Raw genomic sequence first — 19,490 nt, 5'->3', positions numbered from 1 at the left:
AACTCAACATTCAAACCCGGTCCGTCCCTACAGCCGGTAATGCGCCTCGACGACTACATCGAGGAGTTAGAGCCCGACGAGGAGGCCGAGCGACGGCGGCTCGCGAAGGAAAAGTCCTACGCGATCACGGACCACCTTGAGGACTTCGAGCGGAACTTCGAGCAGTCGCTGTCGGGCGATACGCTCGTTGGGTCGACGGCCCCCTCCATCTTCGTCGGGCGATCGAACTACCCCGACATTCCAATCGGGCTGCTCTCGCCAGTCGGCGACGAAGACAGGGCTGAGGAGTACGTCACCGACGGGGCGTGGTACCAGCAGGGGTACGCCATCGACGACGTCCTCCAGCGCCGAACAGGGCTGTTGAACTCGAGCAAGTCCGCCAACGTCGACTCCCCGAGTATCGCGAGTCGGCTCGCGCCGTCGGTCGACGACGTCTGGGACGGCTTCGTCGGCGTCCAGCGCGAGGTGGCGATCTCGGACCGGCCGGTCGACCTCGAGATCGGCCTCGACGACACGCCCGACCTCGGCCTCGACGCGGGAACCGACGTGGCGACGCCGCGGGGACCACGGGCGAACGCCAGAAACGCGGACTTACGGGAGAACCCCCACGTTCCGCGAGCGGTGAAAAAGACCCTCGAGGACGACGACTGGCAGGCACAGGGCGCGATGACCTACCTCTATCGTCGCGGGTTCGACGTCTACGAGATCAACTCGATTCTCTCGGCGGGCGCGCTCGGTGAAACCAAACAGCGCCGACTCGTGCCGACGCGGTGGTCGATCACCGCCGTCGACGACACCGTCGGGCAGTTCGTCCGCGGGGGGATCCGAACGAACCCGAGCATCAATGAGGTGCAGGTCTGGGCCAACGAGTACATGGGCAATCGCTACTGGATCGTCCTCGCGCCCGGCCGGTGGGAGTTCGAACTCGTCGAGATGAAAGCCCCCGGCAGCATCTGGAACCCCGACCCCCACGACGCGGTCTGGATGGCGAGCGCGAGCGAGGGCTACGAGGGCCGAACCAGCTACGTCGAGGAGACCGCGGGCGCCTACTACGCCGCCAGGCTCGGCGTGCTCGAGCACCTCGAGTCGATCGGCAGACAGGCCAAGTGTCTCGTGTTACGCGAGGTCAGCGACGACTACTGGGCACCCGTCGGCGTCTGGCAGGTTCGCGAGAGCGTCAGGAACGCCTTCGAGGGCGCACCCGGTAGCGCCGACGCGAACGGCCCCGACGGCCGCGAATCGATCGCCGGCGAGTACGGCGAGGCCGAAACGTTCCACGACGCGGTCGCACACGTCGCACAGCAACTGCCCGTCTCCTACCAGCGACTCCGCAGGAAATCCGAACTCGCCGCCGGGTTGCAGTCAAGTCTCGACGCCTTCTCGAGCGGAACGTAGCGCCCGCAGCACATGCAGGCGTCCTCTTCTCGAGTGCTATGCTCTATTCGAGCGCGACCGCGGCAAACCGGAGCCGTCGGTAGTCCGCGATCCAAGATCCGTCCCGGAACAGCGTCGGCCTAAGTTCGTCTTCGACCGCGGCGACGATTGCATCCCGCTCGTCGGCCGGAACCGATTCGAAAAACTCCTCGCCAAACATCTCGAGCCAGTTCGTGAGGCCGTCATCACCGTTCTCGAATTCCGTCGGTCGGTCGAACAACCTCGCCGAGCGCACCTCGAAGCCGTGGGCCTCGAGTCGCGGCGCGTACTCGCCGATCGACGGGAAGTACCACGGGTTCGCGGTCTCGTAGCCTCGTGCTCGCAGTTCGGTCTCGAGCGCGTCAGTGATCAGCCGGACGTTGTTAGCGCCCCCGAGTTCAGCGACGAACCGACCGCCTGGACGAAGCGCGTTTCGAATCGACTCGAGGACGGCGTCTTGCTCGCTAATCCAGTGTAACGCCGCGTTCGAGAAGACGGCATCGAACGGCTCGTCGGGATCGAACTCGGTCGCATCCGCACGGACGAACGAACAGTTCGAATGCGACGACCGCGCTCGCTCGATCATCGCCTCGGAGTGATCGATCCCGACGACATCGGCTCCTCGAGCGGCGATCTTGGCCGTTAGCTGCCCAGTTCCGCAGCCGACGTCGAGTACCCGGTCGTCCGGCTCGGGATCGAGCCACTCGAGTAAGTTTTCGCCGTACTCGGGGACGAACGAGTGCGAATCGTCGTAGGCGTCCGCGTCCCACTGGTCTCCGTCTCGATGCGGTTTCATTCTGGCGCTGTCAACGAACGGAACCCATATAGCTGATCCGACACAGAACGAGGGTATGATCGCACAGGGAGCCCTTCCGCCCGACTTATTCACCGCACTCGCGGCGCTGTTTCTGTTGTTCGGCGTCCCGTTGATCCTGTTCGGACTCATCATGCTCTATACGGGCTACGTCCAGTACGACGGCGAGCGCTACATCGAAGAACTTGAGGAGGAGGCGGGCCTCTCCGAGGGCTCGAACGTGTCCGCCGAGGAGTCGAGCGCAGTTGCTGGCACAGACACTTCTTCTGACGGCGAGGACGACTCGAGCGAGTCGTAATTCTCGGTCGACCACAGTCGCTCCGCGCGGTCGGGAGCCAACGGGTTCGAAAAGAGCGCGAGTTCGAAAAGAGCGCGACCTAGAGGTTCGAATACGCGGTATCGACCATCTCTCCCGTTTCGTCGACGATCTCCTGCCAGTTCTCGTCGTCGGGAGCGATGCCGAGCAGGCGCGCGATCTTCATGATCGAGACGTGGTAGACGACCTGTCGTCCCGGCGACTCCTGCCAGATGACGACGTTGCAGGGAAAGAGCCCTCCCATCTGCTCGGTCACGTCGAGGACTCGATCGGCGACCGCTGGGTTACAGGCACCGAGGACGTAGTAGGGGTCCCGGTCGGCATCGACTTTCTCGTTGAGCAAGTCCGACGGCGAGAACTCGGCCGGGACGCCGAACCCCTCCGCCTCGAAGACCTCGCGCGTGTGCTCGATGGCTTCCTCGTGATCCATCTCGAGGACTGCCTTGTGTTCGCCGTAGTCTTCGGGATCGATAGCGGTCGGATCGATTGGAAGCGCCATGGACGGTAGTTCGCGTTCGAGCCTGAAAAACCGTGCCGAATCGAACGCCGTCTCGAATCGAACGCCGTACTGAACCGACCCCTCGTTCGAGATCAGATCCGTTCGATGGCAACGGCACTCGACCGGGAGACGACTTCGAATCGCTCACAGCGGAACGGGGAGCCAGCGAATGGCCTCGAGGAACGGCGCCGGATCGAAAAGCGGCTCGTGTAACACCAGCCAGTCGAGGAAGACGAGGCCGACGCCGTGGGCGATGACCGACGGGAGGATCGAGCCCGAATTGTAGTCGACCGCGCCGAAGAGGACGTCGGTCGGCCCGGAGAGCAAGAATTCGATCGGCGGCTTCGAGGAATGGTGAATCATGTAGACGATCGGGCTGATGAAAATTGCCTTGTATCCGAGTTCTTTCACTCCGACACAGAGTAACCCCCGATAGTACGTTTCCGCGGCAAGCGCGAGCGTGAAAAGCTTGATCGCGTGCGGAACGAACTCTCCGAGGGCGGCCGACGTCTCCCACATTGGGTAGAAGCTCCGGATCGTCGGAAGGGTCGACCCCACGAGGTAAAACGGCAGGACGAAAAGCGAAAGCGCGACCGCGTTTCGGATCGCCGTTCGGTCGACGGTCCAGCCGATGCGCCGGCCGTGGGTCAACCCCAGCGCGAGCGGGCCGCCGATCAACAGGACGCTATCGACCACGGCGCGCTCGTCTAACTCCGGGGGGACGACCCGCATCCAGACGACTGTCAGTATCGCGCCGAGCAACAGCGACTTCTGGACCCACGAGAGGCGGTCGAACTGATCGCGAACCCAGCCGCCGGTAGTCGCGTCTTCGGTCGCCACGGGTAGTTACTCGTCCGCCGTCTCGACGGGGCCGGTCCCGATGACGTCCCTGACGTGCGTTTCGAACTCCTGGTAGCGCTCGAAGTACGTCTCGTCCACGTCGGCGAGTATCTCGGAGAGTTCCTGCGGACCGTCCGGTGTCCGAACGACGCTGTCGCCCTCGAGACGGTCGACCTCGCTCTTTTCTTTGGGCCAGGTGAGCCGAGAACTCACGCGGGCGAGGGGGGCTCCGTCGACCGCCGTTCGTTCGCCGAGTGTCACCGCTGGTTCCTCCTCCTCGTCGCTCATGCGTGGGACTTGGCAAGGGCGTCGATTCAAGCTTTCGCTTCGATCGGTGTTCGAGTGGTCTGTGCGAACCGCATACGGCGACGAGCGCACTCGAGCACGTATCGGGCGGTCCGTGAGCAATGAGTCTCGTCTTCGAACAGGACGTGAATCCGTCTCGGGTGAGAAGCGAGTCCGACTCGAGTCCGACGAGCGCCCAACACGAGTGATCGATCGGGACGATCAGTTCACCCAGAATTTCGAGAATTGTCTGACGTATCATTTTACTCGATTGGTCGAATCCATCAACCGTTGTCTGTGGTTCTGCTGGGATCCATTGGGTTGCCAGTCGTATCGATTGCATACATGTTCTCGCTAATACATAACCTAACATAATACTAGTTGTTAAGGTTATAACTAGTGAGAATTTTTCGTAGTACCTCCTCGAGTGCCTAGCAAGATGACCGAGATCAACTCACTCGACTTGAACGAAATCTGGGGCCGTTGGGGGGCCACATCCGCACCATCCCGTGACCTTTAAGCGGCCGGTACTCGCCAGTCTGGGTATGAAAGCCACGGCTTTGGCACACCCGATTCAGGGGCTGGTCAAATACCACGGGATGCGCAACGACATCGAGCGGCTTCCGTACCACGACAGCATCAGCGTCTGTACCGCGCCGAGTCACACCAAGACGACGGCCGAGTTTTCGGCGGAGTACGACGAGGACACCTTCGTCGTCGACGGCGAGGAACTCGAGGGGCGTGCCGCCGAGCGCGTCGACGCAGTTCTCGAGAAGGTTCGCGAGAAAGCCGACTCGGACCACGCCGAACAGCCGGTGCGATTGGTGAGCGAGAACGACTTTCAGACGAACGTGGGTCTGGGATCGTCTTCGTCTGGATTCGCCGCCGCGGCGATGGCGCTTTCGGAAGCCGCCGGCATCGACGCGGATCGAGAGGAGATATCGACAATCGCCCGCGTCGGTTCGGCCTCGGCCGCTCGAGCCGTCACCGGCGCGTTTTCGCAGCTCTATACCGGGTTGAACGACGAGGACTGTCGATCCCGGCGCATCGAGACGGGACTCGAAGACGAACTCAGGACGGTCGTCGGCCTCGTGCCCTACCACAAAGAAACCGAAGACGCCCACGACGAGGCCGCCGACAGTCACATGTTTCAGGCGCGTAACGCGCACATCCACGCCCAGATCGCAGAGATGCGCGACGCGCTCCGAAACGACGACTTCGACGCCGCGTTCGAACTGGCCGAACACGACTCGCTGTCACTGGCCGCGACGACGATGACCGGCCCCTCGGGCTGGGTCTACTGGCAACCGGCGACGCTCGAGATCTTCAACCGCGTTCGGGCGCTCCGCGAGGAAGAAGGCGTTCCGGTCTACTTCTCGACCGATACCGGCGCGAGCGTCTACGTCAACACGACCGAAGAACACGTCGACCGCGTCGAATCGGAAATCGCAGACTGCGGCGTCGAGACGATGGTCTGGGGCGTCGGCGGCCCCGCGAAGATCCTCGGCGCCGACGAACAGTTGTTCTAACCCTTGAGCGTCGGCCCTCACCGCTGGACAGGTCTCGAGGCTGCGAGACGGCACTGAGAATCTCCACACTGAGCGAATCTCGAGGGTACCGAGAATATACTGGCAGCATCGCTATCCTCGCGCTTCCCGTACTCGGACCATGAGCGATCAGGCAGGAGCGTGGATGGGACTTCCAGAACGAGTGAAACCGCTCGTCACGGCCGGCGCGGTCCTCGGACTGGGTCTCGGCGGATTTTTCGACGGCATCGTCATCCATCAGATCCTCCAGTGGCACCACATGGTCTCCTCGCACGCTAACCCGGCCGTCGCGGGGAACCTCGAGTTGAACGTGATGGCCGACGGGTTCTTCCACGTCGGAACGTACGTCTTCACCGTACTCGGGATCGTCCTGCTGTGGCGAGCGTGGGGCCGACCCGGCGTCCCCAAATCGGGCCGGGCACTGTTCGGATCGGTGATTCTCGGCTGGGGGCTGTTCAACGTGATCGAGGGGCTCGTCAACCACCACCTCCTCGGGATTCACCACGTCTGGCCGGCCGGTCCCGGAAGCGTGCTCCTCTGGGATCTCGGATTTCTGCTCTGGGGCGGGCTGTTCATCGTCGTGGGCTACGCCGTCGTCCGTCGCGGGACCGGAGTGCAATCGCTCGAGCGCACGCCGGCGGAGGCCGGACAGGGAGAATAGCGTGCTGTAGGAGACCAGGGAGAACTCGCCCGATCCCTCGGCGACCTTTCGGTCGCAGGGCCAACCATCAGCCCCGCGTTCGTCCTACTGGGACTCAATGGTCGAACTCGGATTCACGCTCTCGAGCGAGGAACACGGCCCGAACGAACTCGTCGACTACGCCGTTCACGCCGAGGAGATCGGTTTCGACTTTCTCTCCATCTCCGATCACTTCCACCCCTGGATCTCCGCGCAGGGCGAATCGCCGTTCGTCTGGTCGGTGTTGGGGTCGCTGGCGAGCCAGACGGACGAAATCGAGTTCGGCGTCGGCGTCACGTGTCCGATCATCAGGATTCACCCGGTCAACGTCGCCCACGCGGTCGCGACGACACAGGTCATGGCCGACGGCCGGTTCACCTTCGGCGTCGGAACGGGCGAGAACTTGAACGAACACGTCACCGGCGAGAAGTGGCCGGAACACGACGTTCGCCTCGAGATGCTCGCCGAGGCCATGGCGCTCATGCGGGCGCTCTGGGCGGGCGGGAATACGAGCCACCACGGCGAATACTTCACCGCGGAGAACGCTCGGCTGTACACGATCCCGGACGAAATTCCCGAGATCGTCGTTTCCGCGTTCGGGCCGGAAACGGCGAAGTTCGCCGGGGAGGACGGAGACGGCCTCTGGACGTCCGGGCCGCGAGAGGCGGTCGTCGACGCCTACGAGGACGCTGGCGGCGAGGGGCCGAAGTACGCCCAGCTTCACTGCTGTTACGCGGCGACCGAAGACGAGGCGGTCGACACCGCCTACGAGTACTGGCCGAACGGCTCCATCCCCGGCGAACTCGGCCAGGAGCTGCCGACGCCAGCACACTTCCAGCAGGCCGCGACGATGGTCGAGCGCGAGGACATCGCCGAGGGGTCGACCGTCACCGATCCGGACCCGCAGGCCCACATCGACAGCATCGAGCAGGCGATAGACGCCGGATACGATCACGTCTACGTCCACCAGATCGGCCCCGAACAGGACGAGGCCCTCGAGTTCTACGCGGAGGAGGTCCTCCCCTCGTTCTCCTGAATCCGCGGTGGCGCGTCTCCTCGTAGGCGTGATCCTGCGTCTGCTTGGCTCCGTACGAACGCACCCTCGCCGCTTCCCAATGCGTTTTGTCGGTCGACGCCGAATCGGGCCCATGGAGTATACGACACTCGGCGACACGGGTACGACGGTCTCGAGGCTCTGTTTCGGAACGTGGCGATTCGGCCGGGAAACCGGCGGCGTCGTCGAAACTGACCGAGAGGAAGCCCACGACCTGCTCGACGCCGCGAGCGAGCACGGTATCAACTTCATCGACACGGCGAACGTCTACGGCGATCCGAACGGAAAGAGCGAAACGTGGATCGGCGAGTGGCTCGAGGACCGCTCGCGCGAGGACTACGTCATCGCCTCGAAGGTCTACTTCCCGTTCGACGGCTGGGGCGAACCCGGTCCGAACGACTCCGGCCTCGGACGCAAGCACATCCGCGCCCAGATCGAAGGCACGCTCGAGCGACTGGGAACGGACTACCTCGACCTGTACTACATTCACCGCTGGGACGAGGATACGCCGATTCAAGAGACCTTAGAGACGCTGACAAACCTCGTCGACGAGGGGAAGGTGAATTACCTCGGGGCCTCGAGCATGGCCGCCTGGCAACTCACCAAGGCGCTCTGGACCAGCGACGTCGAGGGGCTCTCACGGTTCGACGTGACTCAGCCGATGGTCAACGCGGCTCAGTACGACACCGTCGCAGAATACCTCGAAGTCTGTGCGGATCAGGACCTTGCCGTCTGTCCGTACTCGCCGCTCGGTGGCGGCTTCCTCACCGGCAAATACGACCGCGCCAACGACGGCTCGGTCATCGCCCCCGACGGCTCTCGGGGCAGCCTCGACGATATGTTCGACGAGTACTACGCGACTGAACAAGCTTGGGACGTGCTCGAGACGGTCGAAGACATCGCAGACGAGGTCGACGCTTCGCCGGCGCAGGTGTCGCTGCGCTGGCTCATGGACCAGAGCGAGTTCACCTGCATCCCGATCGTCGGCGCGAGAACGCCCGACCAACTCGCGGAGAACGTCAGCGCGGTCGATATCGAACTCTCCGACGAGCAGTTCGAGCGGATCGACGGCGCTCGCGGCGAGGCGGAGTCGTAAGCGGCGTCACTGTTTCTTTCGGTCGGTCGGGGATCGTGGCTGTTCCACCGAAGACTACGCTGGCGCTCTACCCAGAGAGCCGCGAGAACTAAAACGGTCCTACCGGCCTACAGCGCGAGCGCGTCGACGAGAACCGCGACGAGGACGGCCCCGAGGAAGGCGTTCGACGCGTGGAAGGATCGAAACGCGGCGGTCTCGCTCTGTTCGAAGTGGAGCCTGACCGCCGTCCAGAGGAAGATCCCGCCGAAGACGGCGACCGTCGCCGCGTACAGCGCGCCGAGGTCGGTGATCCAGGCCAGTCCGATGGTTCCCAGCAGCGTCGCCGCGATGTAGTAGATGATGTGTTTGCGGGTCTCGGTCTCGCCGCGGACGACGGGCATCATCGGGAATCCGCCTCGAGCGTAGTCGTCGCGGTAGGCCAGCGCGAGGTTGTAGAAGTGGGCGGGCGTCCAGAGGAAGATGACTCCGGCCAGCGCGAGCGCCGGCAGTTCGACCGCGTTGGTCACCGCAGCCCAGCCGATGAGCGCGGGTAACGCGCCCGCAAGGCCGCCAATGACGGTGTTCTGAACCGTGTTGGGCTTCAACAGCAGCGTGTAGACGACGCTATAAAAGAGGATCGCAGCCAGTCCGAGCGCCGCGGCGAGCGCGTTGATCGTCAGAAAGACGCCTATCGACGCCACGGTCAAGAACGCGCCGAACGCCAGCGCTCGCCGGACCGGGATCAGATCGGTCGCGAGCGGGCGATCGGCCGTCCGGGACATCTTCTGGTCGATGTCGCGCTCTAACACGTGGTTGAACGTCCCCGACGCGCCGATCGCGAGCACGCCGCCGCCGAGCGTGGCGACGATGGTTCCGACCTCGAGATCCCGGCCCGCCGCGAGTGCCATCCCCGCCGCCGCGACGAGACAGAGCAGCCACATCAGCCGCGGCTTCATCATCTTGAAGTACGCGAAGGCGGTCAGGCGGGCGCGCTCGAGCCGACCCGTCGGGAGCGTTCGCTCCGGTACCGCGGCGGGGTCGATCGGCTCGGGCTCCGGCGGCGACTCGATCGCGTCGTCGTCGCTGCCCGTCGTCCGCTCTAGGTCCCAGGCGAGCGCCAGGACGACGATCGAGAAGATGGCGATCCCGAGTCCGAGGTGGAGGCCGGGGAGGATCGCCGCGGAGCCGACGGTCGCCGTGACGGCGCCGACGCCGATCTGAACCAGATAGAGCACGAACGAAACGACCAGCACCGCGGCGACTCGACGCGAGGCGTCGCCGGCGACCGCGGCGGCGGCGGTGATCGCGGCCAGCACACCGACGACGGCCGCCGTGAGTCGGTGCCCCCAGACGATAGCCAGTTCCGTCTGGCTCACCGGATCGACGGGCGCACTACAGAGCGGCCACGTCGAGCAGGTCGTCGCCGCGTTCGTAATCGAGGTCGTGGCACCGATGATCAAGAGCAGATAGATCCCGAGGGCAGTCCCGGCTAGCAGTGCTGAGAATCGCCGCTGGGTCTCGATCGGCCAGGGATAGGAATCGGATGCCACGGTGTCGTTACATCGAACTTCGCCTCTGTGTACTTATGCGTCCCGCTTTCTGCCATTCGAGCGTACCATCTGCTCGATTCAAACGAACATGTTCACCCGGATCGCCGACGATCCGAGGGTGTTCGACCGAAGCGACTTCACCGACGGGCTCACATCCCCATATCGGCCGCCGCGTCCGGAACCGGCAATTCGTGGGGTGAGACGCCGAGCAGCTCTCCCACGTGGTCCAGCGCCATCTCGAAGCCGTAGTAGCGCTCGAGTTCGTCTCCCGCCGCGGTGGGTCGAACCTTCAGCATGGCGTACCCCTCGCGGTTCTGTGCCACCGCGGCCGTGGCCCGGCCGCCCGCAGCGGCGTCGGAACTGAACTCGAGGAGCCGCTCGCTTTCGGTCTCGCGATAGGTCGCCGTAATCCCATTGCCGGTCGCCGTTCGTTCCTCGTCGGTCATACGCCCTCTCGAGCGTCGACGAACGGAAGCGTATCGGTTTCGACGGCCGGTCCGAGTCGGATCTGTCGAGCGGTTCCGCGTTGGATCGACATCGCTTTGTCACTTCACTGGAGAATGCCCCTCGTGAGTGTGCAGTGAGCGCCGAGGAGTCAGCCGGTTCCCTCCACACCCTCGAGACGTTCCGCGTGACGCGGATAGTGGCGGCTCAGTGGGTCGTCGTCTCGACGGTCGGCTTCTTCGCGTTCGGCTACCTGTTCGCGGGCGTTCGCGCGTGGATCCGAGGGCGTCCGCTCGAGCCGATCGTGCTCCCGATCTCCACACACCCGACGACGCTCGAGTTACTCGGCGGCTTCGGGTTGCTCGTCGCGCTCGTCATCGCGCTCCACGAAGCGATTCACGGGCTGGCGATGAGCGTCTTCGGAAGGGAGCCGACGTACGGGTTCGGGCTCTCTCACGTCGTCGTTCCCTACGCCTACGCCAATTCCGACGGCGGTTACACGCGCGACCAGATGCTCGCCGTCTTGCTCGCCCCCGTCGTCGGCATCTCGGCGCTCGGCGTACTGGTGATGAGCGCCTATCCGTCGCCCGTGCTCGTCGTCGCCCTCGCCGCCAACGCCGCGGGTTCGATCGGCGACCTCTGGATGGCTTCGATCCTCCTTCGTTTCCCGGAGAGCGTCTGCGTCGGTCCGCTACCGGATCGAGCGCCGGACGGGCGGGGGATGGGGATCTACGGCTCGAGCGCGTCGCAGGGACGGGTGACCGTGCGCTCGCGGCTCGCGTCGGCGTTTCTCGTCGGCGCGGTCGGGGCCCTCGTCCTGCTCGTCATCGGCATGGTCGGAACGGTCCTGCTCTCGCTGGCGCTCGGCACGGGAACGGTGGTCGTCGGCGACCCGTACGGTCGCTGGTTCCTGTTCGCCCACGAGCTCAGCCGCGGAACTCGGCAGGTGAGACTTCGGATCGGCGTCGAGGTGATTCTCACGGCGATGAGCCTCGGCGGCGGCCTCTGGACGGTCACTGTCGGGGGTGTTGAACTGTTGCGATCCTGAACTCCCTCGAGCTATCCCCGACGCCTGTTGTAAAATGCGAGACTGGATTCGATCACGACTGTCATCGACACGAGAAACCGTAACGTTAGAGCACCTTCGCTGCGGATGAGACCCATGACGAAGTGGCTTCGAAGCGGGCGGCGGCGGGATATCTGTTATCTGCTCGCGGCCGAGGGCGAACGGCGCGGCCAGCAACTCAAATCCGACCTCGAGTCTCACTACGACGAGCGACTAGAACCCTCGTCGTTCTACGGAACCCTGTCCGCGATGGTCGAGGCGGGACTGGTCGAGACTAAAACGGAGGGACTCGCCGATGTCTACTCGCTGACTGCGGCCGGCGAAGACCGCCTCGAGGAACACGTCCGATGGATCGAGGTGTGTCTCGAGGGTGAATGAGACGGTACTGAAAGAGACAGTACAGACGGGACTGAACGAGACGAAGCCCTGATGCGTCTCGAGGCTGATGAGACGATAGCGTCACTGGCCGCTATCTGGATTACTGGCCGCTAATCGAGGTCACTGGATCGTGTAGCGGACGATCTCCTCGCAGTCGCACTCCGGGCAGTTCGCCGCGGTCGAACCGACCGTGGTCCCACAGCGTCGACACTCCTCGACGACCGTCGCGCTCGAACGGCGAAAGAACACCGTTTTTAGAACGTCTCTCACGCCGTCTCACCGCGCTGGGCTGGTCCGTGCATACTCGAGTACATCGTCACGACGGGGTTTGTTATTGTCACGCTACCGTGAAAGTCACTGAATCAAAGGTATGATTTACCACATATTTTGCCGACACTGTGGCGGGTTCGCGTACCATGGCCAAACGCAGTATTCGGCCGTTTGAGGCGAGATTTACTACAGAATAGAATAATTTCGACCGAGCGGACCATCAGAGATTTATAGCGGCCTGTTGGACCACCACGTAGATGATACCGATCGACGATTCTCCGATCGTCCGCGACGGCAAATCACTCATTCTTGCGATGGACCACGGCTTAGAACACGGGCCGGTCGACTTCGAAGACGTTCCCGAGAAACTCGACCCGGCGACCGTCTTCGAGACGGCGACACACGACGCCGTGACCGCGATGGCCGTCCAAAAGGGGATCGCAGAGGGATACTATCCGAGCTACGAGGACGACGTTAATCTCCTGTTGAAACTAAACGGCACCTCGAACCTCTGGATGGGCGAACCCGACTCGCCGGTCAACTGCTCGGTCGAGTACGCCGCCGAGCTCGGTGCCGACGCGGTCGGATTCACCGTCTACAGCGGTTCGAACCACGAGGTGGAGATGTTCGAGGAGTTCAGAGACGCACAAGAGAGCGCCCGCGACCACGACCTGCCGGTCGTCATGTGGTCGTACCCGCGCGGACAGGGCCTGAAAAACGACACCAAACCGAGCACCATCTCCTACGCGACTCGCATCGCCCTCGAGGTCGGTGCGGACATCGCGAAGGTGAAGTATCCGGGCAGTCCCGAGGCCATGCGACACGCCTGTCGGGCCGCAGGAGACATGAACGTGGTCATGAGCGGGGGCTCGAAGACGTCCGACTACGAGTTCCTCTCGACGGTCGAAGCGGCCGTCGACGCCGGCTGTACCGGACTGGCAGTCGGGCGGAACGTCTGGCAGCGCGAGGATCCGACGAAACTGCTCGACGCCCTCGAGAAAGTCATCTACGACGAGGAGACCGCTGAAGCCGCACTCGAGGAATGACCGACTCGAATCCCGACGTCCGCGCTGGCACCGATTCGTCCGAGTCCCGACGCGGGTCGGGCGAGGACGAACTCGAGGCGGCGGTCGACGCCGTCGTCTCGACGGTCGCGCGAACCGCGGTCGACGTTCGACAGGGTCTCGTCGGCCGCCGCGGGAAAACCGCGGGTGAGAACCCGAGCGGGGAGAGCCAGGCCGAAGCCGACGTGTACGCGGACGAACTGCTAGCCGATCGGCTCGGATCGCTCGCGGCCGTCGGCCAGTATGCAAGCGAAGAGCGAGCCGAGTGCGTCGACTGCGGGCCGACGCCCGGATCCGAAAGCGCGTCGGACGGCGACACTCCCGAGCGGACGATTTCGGTCGCCGTCGACCCGCTCGACGGCTCGTCGAACCTGGCGTCGAACAACGCCATGGGAACCATTTTTGGGATCTACGACGCGGCGCTTCCCGCCGCCGGCAGCGACCTCGTCGCAGCGGGGTACGTTCTCTACGGCCCGATCACGACGATGGTTGTCGCCGACGAGAGCGGCGTCACCGAGTACGAACTCACCGGCGGCGAACGGACGGTCGTCCGCGACGACGTCACGCTGCCCGAGGACCCCGTCGTCTACGGCTTCGGCGGGCGTGTCCCCGACTGGCCGGCGGACTTTCGCGAGTACGCACGGACGATCGAAGACGAACTGAAACTCCGCTACGGCGGCGCGATGATCGCCGACGTCAACCAGGTGTTGACCTACGGGGGCGTGTTCGCGTACCCGGCCCTCGAGTCGCGCTCGGCGGGCAAACTCAGACTCCAGTTCGAGGGGATTCCGATCGGCTACATCCTCGAGCAAGCGGGCGGGCGCTCCTCGGACGGCGGCCGATCCCTGCTCGAGGTTCGACCGGAATCGCTTCACGACCGGACGCCGGTCCACGTCGGCAACGCCGATCTGATCGACCGCCTCGAGTCGACGCTCGAGTGAACGCCGCTTCGACTCCCCCTGGTTACGGATCCGATTTGAACCACGACGCGGTGACACTTACGTAGACGGCGACGCCACCCAATAGCAGCGCGTAGAACGCCCAGATCGGCCACCCTGTCGAGAGAAACAAAAGCGTCAGGAAGAGCACCCAGAGGCCGAGGACGACGGCGTCTCCAAGGAGGCGGATTCCGGCCCGCAGCGTTTCGGTGAGTGTGGTGGTCATCGTAATCGTGCCAAGCAGTGGTTCGACCTCAGAAGTGATACCCCAGCGATTCGTTCACCTGATAGGCCGAGACGCCCCAGACGTAGCTCTGGCCCGGCCACCAGGTTCGGGCGTTGTTGAACCCCGCGATGAGGACGCTCTCTTCGGGATCTTCCGGGTCCGGGTGATAGCTAACGGAGCCGCTATCGCCGTCGGTCAGGTCCATCTCGCTGCCCCAGCGGATCTGTCCGTGGCGACAGAAGTTGTCGGTGAAACAGGTCACTGCGTCGATGCCCTGAATTTCGCCAGTCGTGTGGCCCGTCATCGCGCCGACCTTCTCGAGCGGCTCGCCGCGGGCGAGCAGGTCGGCGAGTCCCCAGCGGGTGTACTGACCGGTGATAGTCGACGGCGGTGACGTGTCGATTCGGTTGATCGGTTCGAGACGCTCGCTGGGTTCGACAGCGACGATGTCCGCGATCGGGTGGTCGAAGCGAACGGTTCCGAGATCGAACGATTCGTCCGTTTCCGTCGGCAACGTGAGCGATTCTCCCACGACGGTCGCCTCGTCGTCGAAGGCGTGTTCTGCGGTGACGAAAAACGACGATCCGGATTCGGGGTCGTACATCGCAGGTCCGAGCGTCGCCATGGTCGAGTCGGTTTCGCAGGTGACCCCGCCCGGCGCGATCCCGCTCGCGACATCCCGAGCGAGGCGAGGCTGTCGAATCGATCTGTCGGCACCGTCTCTGAACTCCTCTAAGGTCTCGAACTTCTCGTCCTCGAAGCGTTCGATCTCGAGTCCGAGGCTATCGGAGACGGTACCGATCAGATCGCGGATAAAGCCGGAGTCGCCGGTGACGCCGATGGTCACCGACGCGGTCTCGCTCCGGTAGTCGCCGGGGACGACCGCGCTCCCGAGATAGCCCATCACCCGCGACGACGCGAGGAGTTCGTTGACCTCGAAGGCTTTCTCGACGGCGGCGTACCACTCGGCTGGAACGGTTCGCGTCCGCTTCTCGAGCGAAAACGGATCGTCGGTTCGGTCTCGAGCCAGCGCGGTGACGACCGGCACGTCGCCGTCGTCGGTCTCGAGAAAGTCGTCCACGCCGAGAAGCTGCGCCATACCCACGGCGTACCCGGCGCTTGCGAGCGTGCGAACGAACTCTCGGCGGTCCATTCTGGCGTCCAATCGCTCGCGAATCGTCGACAGCCGGTGAACGACGGTCTCAGTATCTTTGTCCGACATGTAACCTAACGGATCGCGATGTCGGCCGCTCGCTCGGCGACAAGAGCGCGGCGGCAACGGTACGTCCAAACGAACAACGAAAACGGGCATACACCTTCTGCCTGCAACTGCCGCTTCATGCGACCAGTCCGCGGACGAACATCGCGGATACGCCTCGGCCCATAGATAAAACATGGATAATTTAACGCGAAGAATAGTGTCGGGCTTGCCCGTAGTGGGACGTGTCCCTGCGTTGGTGACCGCGGGGACTGCCCTCCCGACGCTCCCGAACGCGAATTCCCCCCACTGTTCGGGCGTCTTCGCGACCGGACGAACTCGTACCCGCGTTCGGTCGGCTGACGACGTACTCGAGATGCGTGTCCTCGTCTGCCGTGTCGTGGACTTAGAGACGAGCCGAAACGTATCGGGAATACAGGGAGTTTGGGCTCGTCTCGTATTCGTCCCCGCGAATTTATTTCTTTAATTATTAAACCGGCAAAAGGGAAAACGGTTTCAAGATATCGGTCGCAGGCTTGACATCCTGAGACCATTGATGGTTTTTCTTTGTCTGTGGTTGTTAGATCCACGAACTGGAGAAAATTCAGTAATATAAGAGATAACATTAAATCATAAAAATAACTTTACGAATTTGTTATATTCTACCTCCATGGGTAAATAATAAAACCACTTGGCACCGTCTAGATAAGGATGAGCAGGTCGAAGAGCTAGTTGTTCATGCTACTCTCAAACCTGCTCACAAAGAGTTTAGACACGGCTACGCTTGAATGTTGGCAGCGGGAGCGGACGGCGACTCCCGCCAGAGCGTTCGCCGTCCGCCTCCACGCTGCCGGATTATCGCTTAGAGAAACAGAGTCGATTCTACACTTGATCGGCGTAGATCGGTCGTTTCAGGCAATCTTCCAGTGGGTCCACCGACTGGCCGACAGCGTTCCTGACCCGCCTTCGGTGAAGCCGAAGCGGGTCGCAGTTGACGAGACCGCTGTCAAAATCAATGGTGAGTGGTCTTGGTTGTACGCTGCAATAGACCTCGACGCAAAGTTGCTTCTGGATGTGCAGCTGTTCAAGCGACATGGAACCGATCCAGCGGCTGCATTTCTTCACGGAGTCGCCGAGAAACACGACTGTGAAGACACGGTGTTTCTGGTCGATCAGTTCGGTTACCGGACTTCCCCTCTCTCGATTAGGATTGAGCGGTCGGGTCGACTACACCGACCGAAACCATATCGAAAAGTGGTTTCACACTCTCAAGATGCGAGTCGACAGCTTTCACAATTCGTGGGTGGGCAGTCGGCTGAGCGTTCGCCAATGGCTTGCGCTGTTCGTTCACTACTATAATTTTCAACGACCGAGTCAAGCGCTCGACGGACGAACGCCAGCTGAGGAGGTTAACTAGACAGTGTCTCTGAACACTATATCTGCCATATCAAAAATTATTATTTATTTAAAATAGCGGTCAACATAGAGTGATAGATTCACGTGCTATCTGTAGGACCTAAATCACAGCGGCTGATAGTGGAAGAAAGTCACGCATCAAATCCATCCTCCGAGGTTGTGAAGTTGCTCACTCTACGGAGATGGCAAGGTCGAAAAGGAGTATTTTGGTATGCCACTCTCGCTCGGAGGGACACAGAAACGAGATCTCAATCACGTTGAGGCCGGAGAGCATCGCCCCGTCAAGATGCACTCGCTTGAACCCGGATACGAGTATGACTCTATCTATCTTCTCGGGGCGCACAGAGACGGCGTTGACGAAGACGACTGGCTGTCATTCGAGTCGGCAGGCGCCCAGAATCGGTCTCTGTTGGGTGATAGCGTTCTCATTAGTCTACTCAGGACAGATGCTACAGAGATTGCGATAAATGCGACGCTCCAAGAGAATCGTGAATCTAGCTTCCCGATTGGGTTCGGGGATACTCTCGAGGTTGTCTATGCTGCAACCACTCAGTTAGACGGCGTCACGAACCCTCCGTGGATTGACCTCCTCCAAGAAGCACAGGAGGCAATTAGGCAGGGAAATACACTTGCTGCGCTGCCGGTCCTTCGATCTGCTGTCGATAACTGCTTGATTCGTCAGATGTTCATCTATCAGATCTGGGAGGACCACGATCAGGATAGCGCACGTGAATGGATTGAGGACCTCGAGGACAGCTATGAACCGAACCGGATCACCATCGCAAAGCATGGCTTAGAGCAAGCAACCGGTACCCGACTCACTAATGGGCCCCATGGCGATCTTTGGGAGGATTTTAGCGAAGTTGTCGAAGAGCGTGATACGATAATTCACTCAGAAACGGCTTCAGAACTCGCTCACCCTGATCAACCGACTGCTATCGAGTTGTACAATACAACCGTTTCACTCCTTGTCGCCGCGTACGATCTATTTGGATTCCATAACCCAGGTGCATAGTCGCAGGAACAGTTGTGCAGTGACTCATTGAACAGAGATGTCTCTGAGTACTAAGTGGAGCCAGTCTGAATCACTACTCACTTCACATGGTCGAGAAAGACGATCTCTTCGTCCAGAGAGGGTGTGAACTCAATCTTGGTTTAGATAATGACCCCTGTCAAGGGGCGGTTGTGCTGACGGAGGGTGGTGACTTGAGCGTTCGATTCGACGACGGGGCAGTGGAACCATATACGAACTTACACGAATCTTGGGCTCAAATCGACGGATCAGATGTGCACGGAAACAACGTGACTATCGAACGTGCGACCGTCAGTAATCTTCACAATTTCTCTCTCACCGAGATCAGTACCCCGGAAGTCACTATCACCAAGAATGCCGATCTCGCACCCGGACAGAAGACAGAACTCGTCATTGACTTCGATCTGATCTGTTTCCAGCCTTCAATCCCGCCAGTCAATCAGATTGACGACGAAACACGAGCAACTGTTGAACACCTCTCTGGAGGTGACCGGCCCTCCCTCGACATCCCTGACGAGAAAGAGTTCCATTACATCTCGACAGACACTGCTGAGGTTTTCGGCGTCCCATTCACGGATACCACCGACCGCGTTGACTATATCAAAAACACCGAGCGCCCGGTTCGAACCGGTAAGATCAGAGGGCTGCGTTGAATCACTAGACAGCGTCGGGGAAGGTCAGTAAATCGAAGGAACTGAAGCGGGAAAGTTTGGTTGTCCATGACGCAAATCTCCCGCTTCACCGAGCGTTGTGTCTCGATTGCACAAAGAGTTACGGGTGAACGAGGCGAATCCGCCGCCCCGCAGGGTGGCGGCGGATTCGCCGACTATGCCCTCGTTTCGCTGCATTGTCTCCGGATTTACCTCGATACCTCCTATCGAATGACGATCGATCTGCTGAAGGAAATGCCGCAAATAACAGGGGAGATCGGCCTCGAAGCGGCCGATCTCCCCGCACCTTCCACCCTGTGTAAGGCGTTTGATCGGATCGAGATGAGCGTCTATCGAGTGCTACTGCGCCAGTCGGCGCAGTTGCACGATCCTTCTGAACACGCTGCAATCGACGCAACGTTCTATGAACGAGATCGTGCCAGCCGCCATTACTGCCACCGAACGAATTATCGCGTTCAAACGCTCAAAGTGACAAAACTCGTCGATACAGCAACGCAATCTGTGCTCGATCTTTACTGCTCGACGACGTTAGAGGGCAGTGACGCGGATCTCTGCGAGCAGATCGCCCGCCGAAACGCGGGCGATCTGCGGTCTCTGGCCGTTGATAAGGGCTACGACAAGCAACAACTCCGCGAACGACTCCGAGACCTCGACATTCGCCCGCTGATCAAACACCGGATCTTCGCACCGTACGATCATGCACACAACGCCCGT

At 61.7% G+C, this 19,490-nt stretch carries 22 protein-coding genes and 1 pseudogene; 14 read left to right on the top strand and 9 right to left on the bottom strand.

The window, feature by feature from the left end; genetic code table 11:
- Positions 1-39 precede the first annotated feature (39 nt).
- Positions 40-1,395, top strand: a complete 1,356-nt coding sequence (nreA, locus tag EL22_RS11180; RefSeq protein WP_050051583.1) for a DNA repair protein NreA — start codon at positions 40-42, stop codon at positions 1,393-1,395.
- A gap of 43 nt (positions 1,396-1,438) precedes the next feature.
- On the opposite strand, the gene EL22_RS11175 is transcribed toward nreA, so the two are convergent.
- The gene (locus tag EL22_RS11175) at positions 1,439-2,209 is read right to left on the bottom strand and encodes a trans-aconitate 2-methyltransferase (protein ID WP_050051582.1); all 771 of its coding nucleotides are present in this window, start codon (positions 2,207-2,209) and stop codon (positions 1,439-1,441) included.
- Positions 2,210-2,264: 55 nt separating this feature from the next.
- Between EL22_RS11175 and EL22_RS11170 the strand changes: the two genes are divergently transcribed.
- On the top strand, positions 2,265-2,525 hold the full coding sequence (locus tag EL22_RS11170; protein ID WP_050051581.1) for a hypothetical protein: 261 nt from the start codon (positions 2,265-2,267) through the stop codon (positions 2,523-2,525).
- A 79-nt stretch (positions 2,526-2,604) separates the two neighbouring features.
- Here the strand turns inward: EL22_RS11170 and EL22_RS11165 are convergent, their stop codons facing one another.
- The 3 genes from EL22_RS11165 to EL22_RS11155 all read right to left on the bottom strand — a co-directional run bounded on the left by EL22_RS11165 (position 2,605) and on the right by EL22_RS11155 (position 4,170).
- Positions 2,605-3,042 carry a DUF302 domain-containing protein gene (locus tag EL22_RS11165; protein ID WP_050051580.1) on the bottom strand — a complete coding sequence of 146 codons (438 nt, stop codon included), beginning with the start codon at positions 3,040-3,042 and terminating at the stop codon, positions 2,605-2,607.
- A 144-nt stretch (positions 3,043-3,186) separates the two neighbouring features.
- Positions 3,187-3,882 carry a CPBP family intramembrane glutamic endopeptidase gene (locus EL22_RS11160; RefSeq protein WP_050051579.1) on the bottom strand — a complete coding sequence of 232 codons (696 nt, stop codon included), beginning with the start codon at positions 3,880-3,882 and terminating at the stop codon, positions 3,187-3,189.
- A gap of 6 nt (positions 3,883-3,888) precedes the next feature.
- Positions 3,889-4,170 carry a DUF5789 family protein gene (locus EL22_RS11155; RefSeq protein ID WP_050051578.1) on the bottom strand — a complete coding sequence of 94 codons (282 nt, stop codon included), beginning with the start codon at positions 4,168-4,170 and terminating at the stop codon, positions 3,889-3,891.
- 542 nt (positions 4,171-4,712) lie between these two features.
- On the opposite strand from EL22_RS11155, the gene mvaD reads away from it, so the two are divergent.
- The 4 genes from mvaD (at position 4,713) to EL22_RS11135 (ending at position 8,543) form a co-directional block, all read left to right on the top strand.
- The gene (gene mvaD / locus EL22_RS11150; protein WP_050051577.1) at positions 4,713-5,696 is read left to right on the top strand and encodes a phosphomevalonate decarboxylase MvaD; all 984 of its coding nucleotides are present in this window, start codon (positions 4,713-4,715) and stop codon (positions 5,694-5,696) included.
- Positions 5,697-5,835: 139 nt separating this feature from the next.
- Complete coding sequence (locus EL22_RS11145; RefSeq protein ID WP_050051576.1) at positions 5,836-6,375, top strand: DUF2243 domain-containing protein; 540 nt, start codon at positions 5,836-5,838, stop codon at positions 6,373-6,375.
- Positions 6,376-6,472: 97 nt separating this feature from the next.
- Positions 6,473-7,429: a TIGR03557 family F420-dependent LLM class oxidoreductase gene (locus EL22_RS11140; RefSeq protein WP_050051575.1), complete on the top strand. Its 957-nt coding sequence runs from the start codon at positions 6,473-6,475 to the stop codon at positions 7,427-7,429.
- A 112-nt stretch (positions 7,430-7,541) separates the two neighbouring features.
- A complete protein-coding gene (locus EL22_RS11135) occupies positions 7,542-8,543 on the top strand; it encodes an aldo/keto reductase (protein WP_050051574.1) in 1,002 nt (333 codons plus the stop codon).
- A gap of 107 nt (positions 8,544-8,650) precedes the next feature.
- On the opposite strand, the gene EL22_RS11130 is transcribed toward EL22_RS11135, so the two are convergent.
- Positions 8,651-10,072: a heme o synthase gene (locus tag EL22_RS11130; RefSeq protein WP_050051573.1), complete on the bottom strand. Its 1,422-nt coding sequence runs from the start codon at positions 10,070-10,072 to the stop codon at positions 8,651-8,653.
- A 149-nt stretch (positions 10,073-10,221) separates the two neighbouring features.
- Positions 10,222-10,518, bottom strand: coding sequence for a hypothetical protein (locus EL22_RS11125; RefSeq protein ID WP_050051572.1), 297 nt, complete (start codon positions 10,516-10,518; stop codon positions 10,222-10,224).
- 134 nt (positions 10,519-10,652) lie between these two features.
- Here EL22_RS11125 and EL22_RS11120 point away from each other — a divergent pair, with 134 nt between their 5' ends.
- Both EL22_RS11120 and EL22_RS11115 read left to right on the top strand, forming a co-directional pair.
- Entirely contained in the window at positions 10,653-11,564 is a 912-nt protein-coding gene (locus EL22_RS11120) for a DUF3267 domain-containing protein (RefSeq protein WP_050051571.1), read from the top strand.
- Between the two features lie 114 nt (positions 11,565-11,678).
- A complete protein-coding gene (locus EL22_RS11115) occupies positions 11,679-11,960 on the top strand; it encodes a PadR family transcriptional regulator (RefSeq protein ID WP_050051570.1) in 282 nt (93 codons plus the stop codon).
- A gap of 120 nt (positions 11,961-12,080) precedes the next feature.
- Here EL22_RS11115 and EL22_RS18070 read toward each other — a convergent pair whose 3' ends face one another.
- Positions 12,081-12,230, bottom strand: a complete 150-nt coding sequence (locus EL22_RS18070; RefSeq protein ID WP_197075892.1) for a hypothetical protein — start codon at positions 12,228-12,230, stop codon at positions 12,081-12,083.
- Positions 12,231-12,487: 257 nt separating this feature from the next.
- On the opposite strand from EL22_RS18070, the gene EL22_RS11110 reads away from it, so the two are divergent.
- Together EL22_RS11110 and EL22_RS11105 are read left to right on the top strand one after the other, a co-directional pair.
- Complete coding sequence (locus tag EL22_RS11110; protein WP_050051569.1) at positions 12,488-13,276, top strand: class I fructose-bisphosphate aldolase; 789 nt, start codon at positions 12,488-12,490, stop codon at positions 13,274-13,276.
- The gene (locus EL22_RS11105) at positions 13,273-14,235 is read left to right on the top strand and encodes a class 1 fructose-bisphosphatase (RefSeq protein ID WP_082146757.1); all 963 of its coding nucleotides are present in this window, start codon (positions 13,273-13,275) and stop codon (positions 14,233-14,235) included. Before EL22_RS11110 ends, EL22_RS11105 begins: the two co-directional genes overlap by 4 nt.
- Before the next feature lie 22 nt (positions 14,236-14,257).
- Here EL22_RS11105 and EL22_RS11100 read toward each other — a convergent pair whose 3' ends face one another.
- On the bottom strand, positions 14,258-14,458 hold the full coding sequence (locus EL22_RS11100) for a hypothetical protein (protein WP_050051568.1): 201 nt from the start codon (positions 14,456-14,458) through the stop codon (positions 14,258-14,260).
- A gap of 28 nt (positions 14,459-14,486) precedes the next feature.
- Entirely contained in the window at positions 14,487-15,680 is a 1,194-nt protein-coding gene (locus EL22_RS11095; protein WP_050051567.1) for a hypothetical protein, read from the bottom strand.
- A gap of 714 nt (positions 15,681-16,394) precedes the next feature.
- Between EL22_RS11095 and EL22_RS11090 the strand changes: the two are divergent.
- From EL22_RS11090 to EL22_RS11075, 4 genes and pseudogenes are all read left to right on the top strand, one after another.
- A pseudogene (locus EL22_RS11090) lies at positions 16,395-17,073 on the top strand (IS6 family transposase).
- A gap of 210 nt (positions 17,074-17,283) precedes the next feature.
- Positions 17,284-18,087 (top strand): hypothetical protein, encoded by an 804-nt coding sequence (locus tag EL22_RS11085; protein ID WP_050051566.1) that lies wholly within the window; start codon positions 17,284-17,286, stop codon positions 18,085-18,087.
- Between the two features lie 86 nt (positions 18,088-18,173).
- A complete protein-coding gene (locus EL22_RS11080) occupies positions 18,174-18,758 on the top strand; it encodes a hypothetical protein (RefSeq protein ID WP_050051565.1) in 585 nt (194 codons plus the stop codon).
- A gap of 66 nt (positions 18,759-18,824) precedes the next feature.
- A partial coding sequence (locus EL22_RS11075; protein ID WP_050051564.1) for an IS5 family transposase occupies positions 18,825-19,490 on the top strand: 666 nt, incomplete at its 3' end.

Source organism: Halostagnicola sp. A56 (genome assembly GCF_000691505.1).
GTDB lineage: Archaea > Halobacteriota > Halobacteria > Halobacteriales > Natrialbaceae > Halostagnicola.
This window is presented reverse-complemented; position numbering and strand designations above follow the sequence as displayed.

Coding starts and splice junctions, on each gene's coding strand:
- nreA (WP_050051583.1), top strand. CDS start 40: ATGCGCCTCGACGACTACATCGAGGAGTTAGAGCCCGACGAGGAGGCC.
- EL22_RS11175 (WP_050051582.1), bottom strand. CDS start 2,209: ATGAAACCGCATCGAGACGGAGACCAGTGGGACGCGGACGCCTACGAC.
- EL22_RS11170 (WP_050051581.1), top strand. CDS start 2,265: ATGATCGCACAGGGAGCCCTTCCGCCCGACTTATTCACCGCACTCGCG.
- EL22_RS11165 (WP_050051580.1), bottom strand. CDS start 3,042: ATGGCGCTTCCAATCGATCCGACCGCTATCGATCCCGAAGACTACGGC.
- EL22_RS11155 (WP_050051578.1), bottom strand. CDS start 4,170: ATGAGCGACGAGGAGGAGGAACCAGCGGTGACACTCGGCGAACGAACG.
- mvaD (WP_050051577.1), top strand. CDS start 4,713: ATGAAAGCCACGGCTTTGGCACACCCGATTCAGGGGCTGGTCAAATAC.
- EL22_RS11145 (WP_050051576.1), top strand. CDS start 5,836: ATGAGCGATCAGGCAGGAGCGTGGATGGGACTTCCAGAACGAGTGAAA.
- EL22_RS11140 (WP_050051575.1), top strand. CDS start 6,473: ATGGTCGAACTCGGATTCACGCTCTCGAGCGAGGAACACGGCCCGAAC.
- EL22_RS11135 (WP_050051574.1), top strand. CDS start 7,542: ATGGAGTATACGACACTCGGCGACACGGGTACGACGGTCTCGAGGCTC.
- EL22_RS11125 (WP_050051572.1), bottom strand. CDS start 10,518: ATGACCGACGAGGAACGAACGGCGACCGGCAATGGGATTACGGCGACC.
- EL22_RS11115 (WP_050051570.1), top strand. CDS start 11,679: ATGACGAAGTGGCTTCGAAGCGGGCGGCGGCGGGATATCTGTTATCTG.
- EL22_RS11110 (WP_050051569.1), top strand. CDS start 12,488: ATGATACCGATCGACGATTCTCCGATCGTCCGCGACGGCAAATCACTC.
- EL22_RS11105 (WP_082146757.1), top strand. CDS start 13,273: ATGACCGACTCGAATCCCGACGTCCGCGCTGGCACCGATTCGTCCGAG.
- EL22_RS11100 (WP_050051568.1), bottom strand. CDS start 14,458: ATGACCACCACACTCACCGAAACGCTGCGGGCCGGAATCCGCCTCCTT.
- EL22_RS11095 (WP_050051567.1), bottom strand. CDS start 15,680: ATGTCGGACAAAGATACTGAGACCGTCGTTCACCGGCTGTCGACGATT.
- EL22_RS11085 (WP_050051566.1), top strand. CDS start 17,284: ATGCCACTCTCGCTCGGAGGGACACAGAAACGAGATCTCAATCACGTT.
- EL22_RS11080 (WP_050051565.1), top strand. CDS start 18,174: ATGGTCGAGAAAGACGATCTCTTCGTCCAGAGAGGGTGTGAACTCAAT.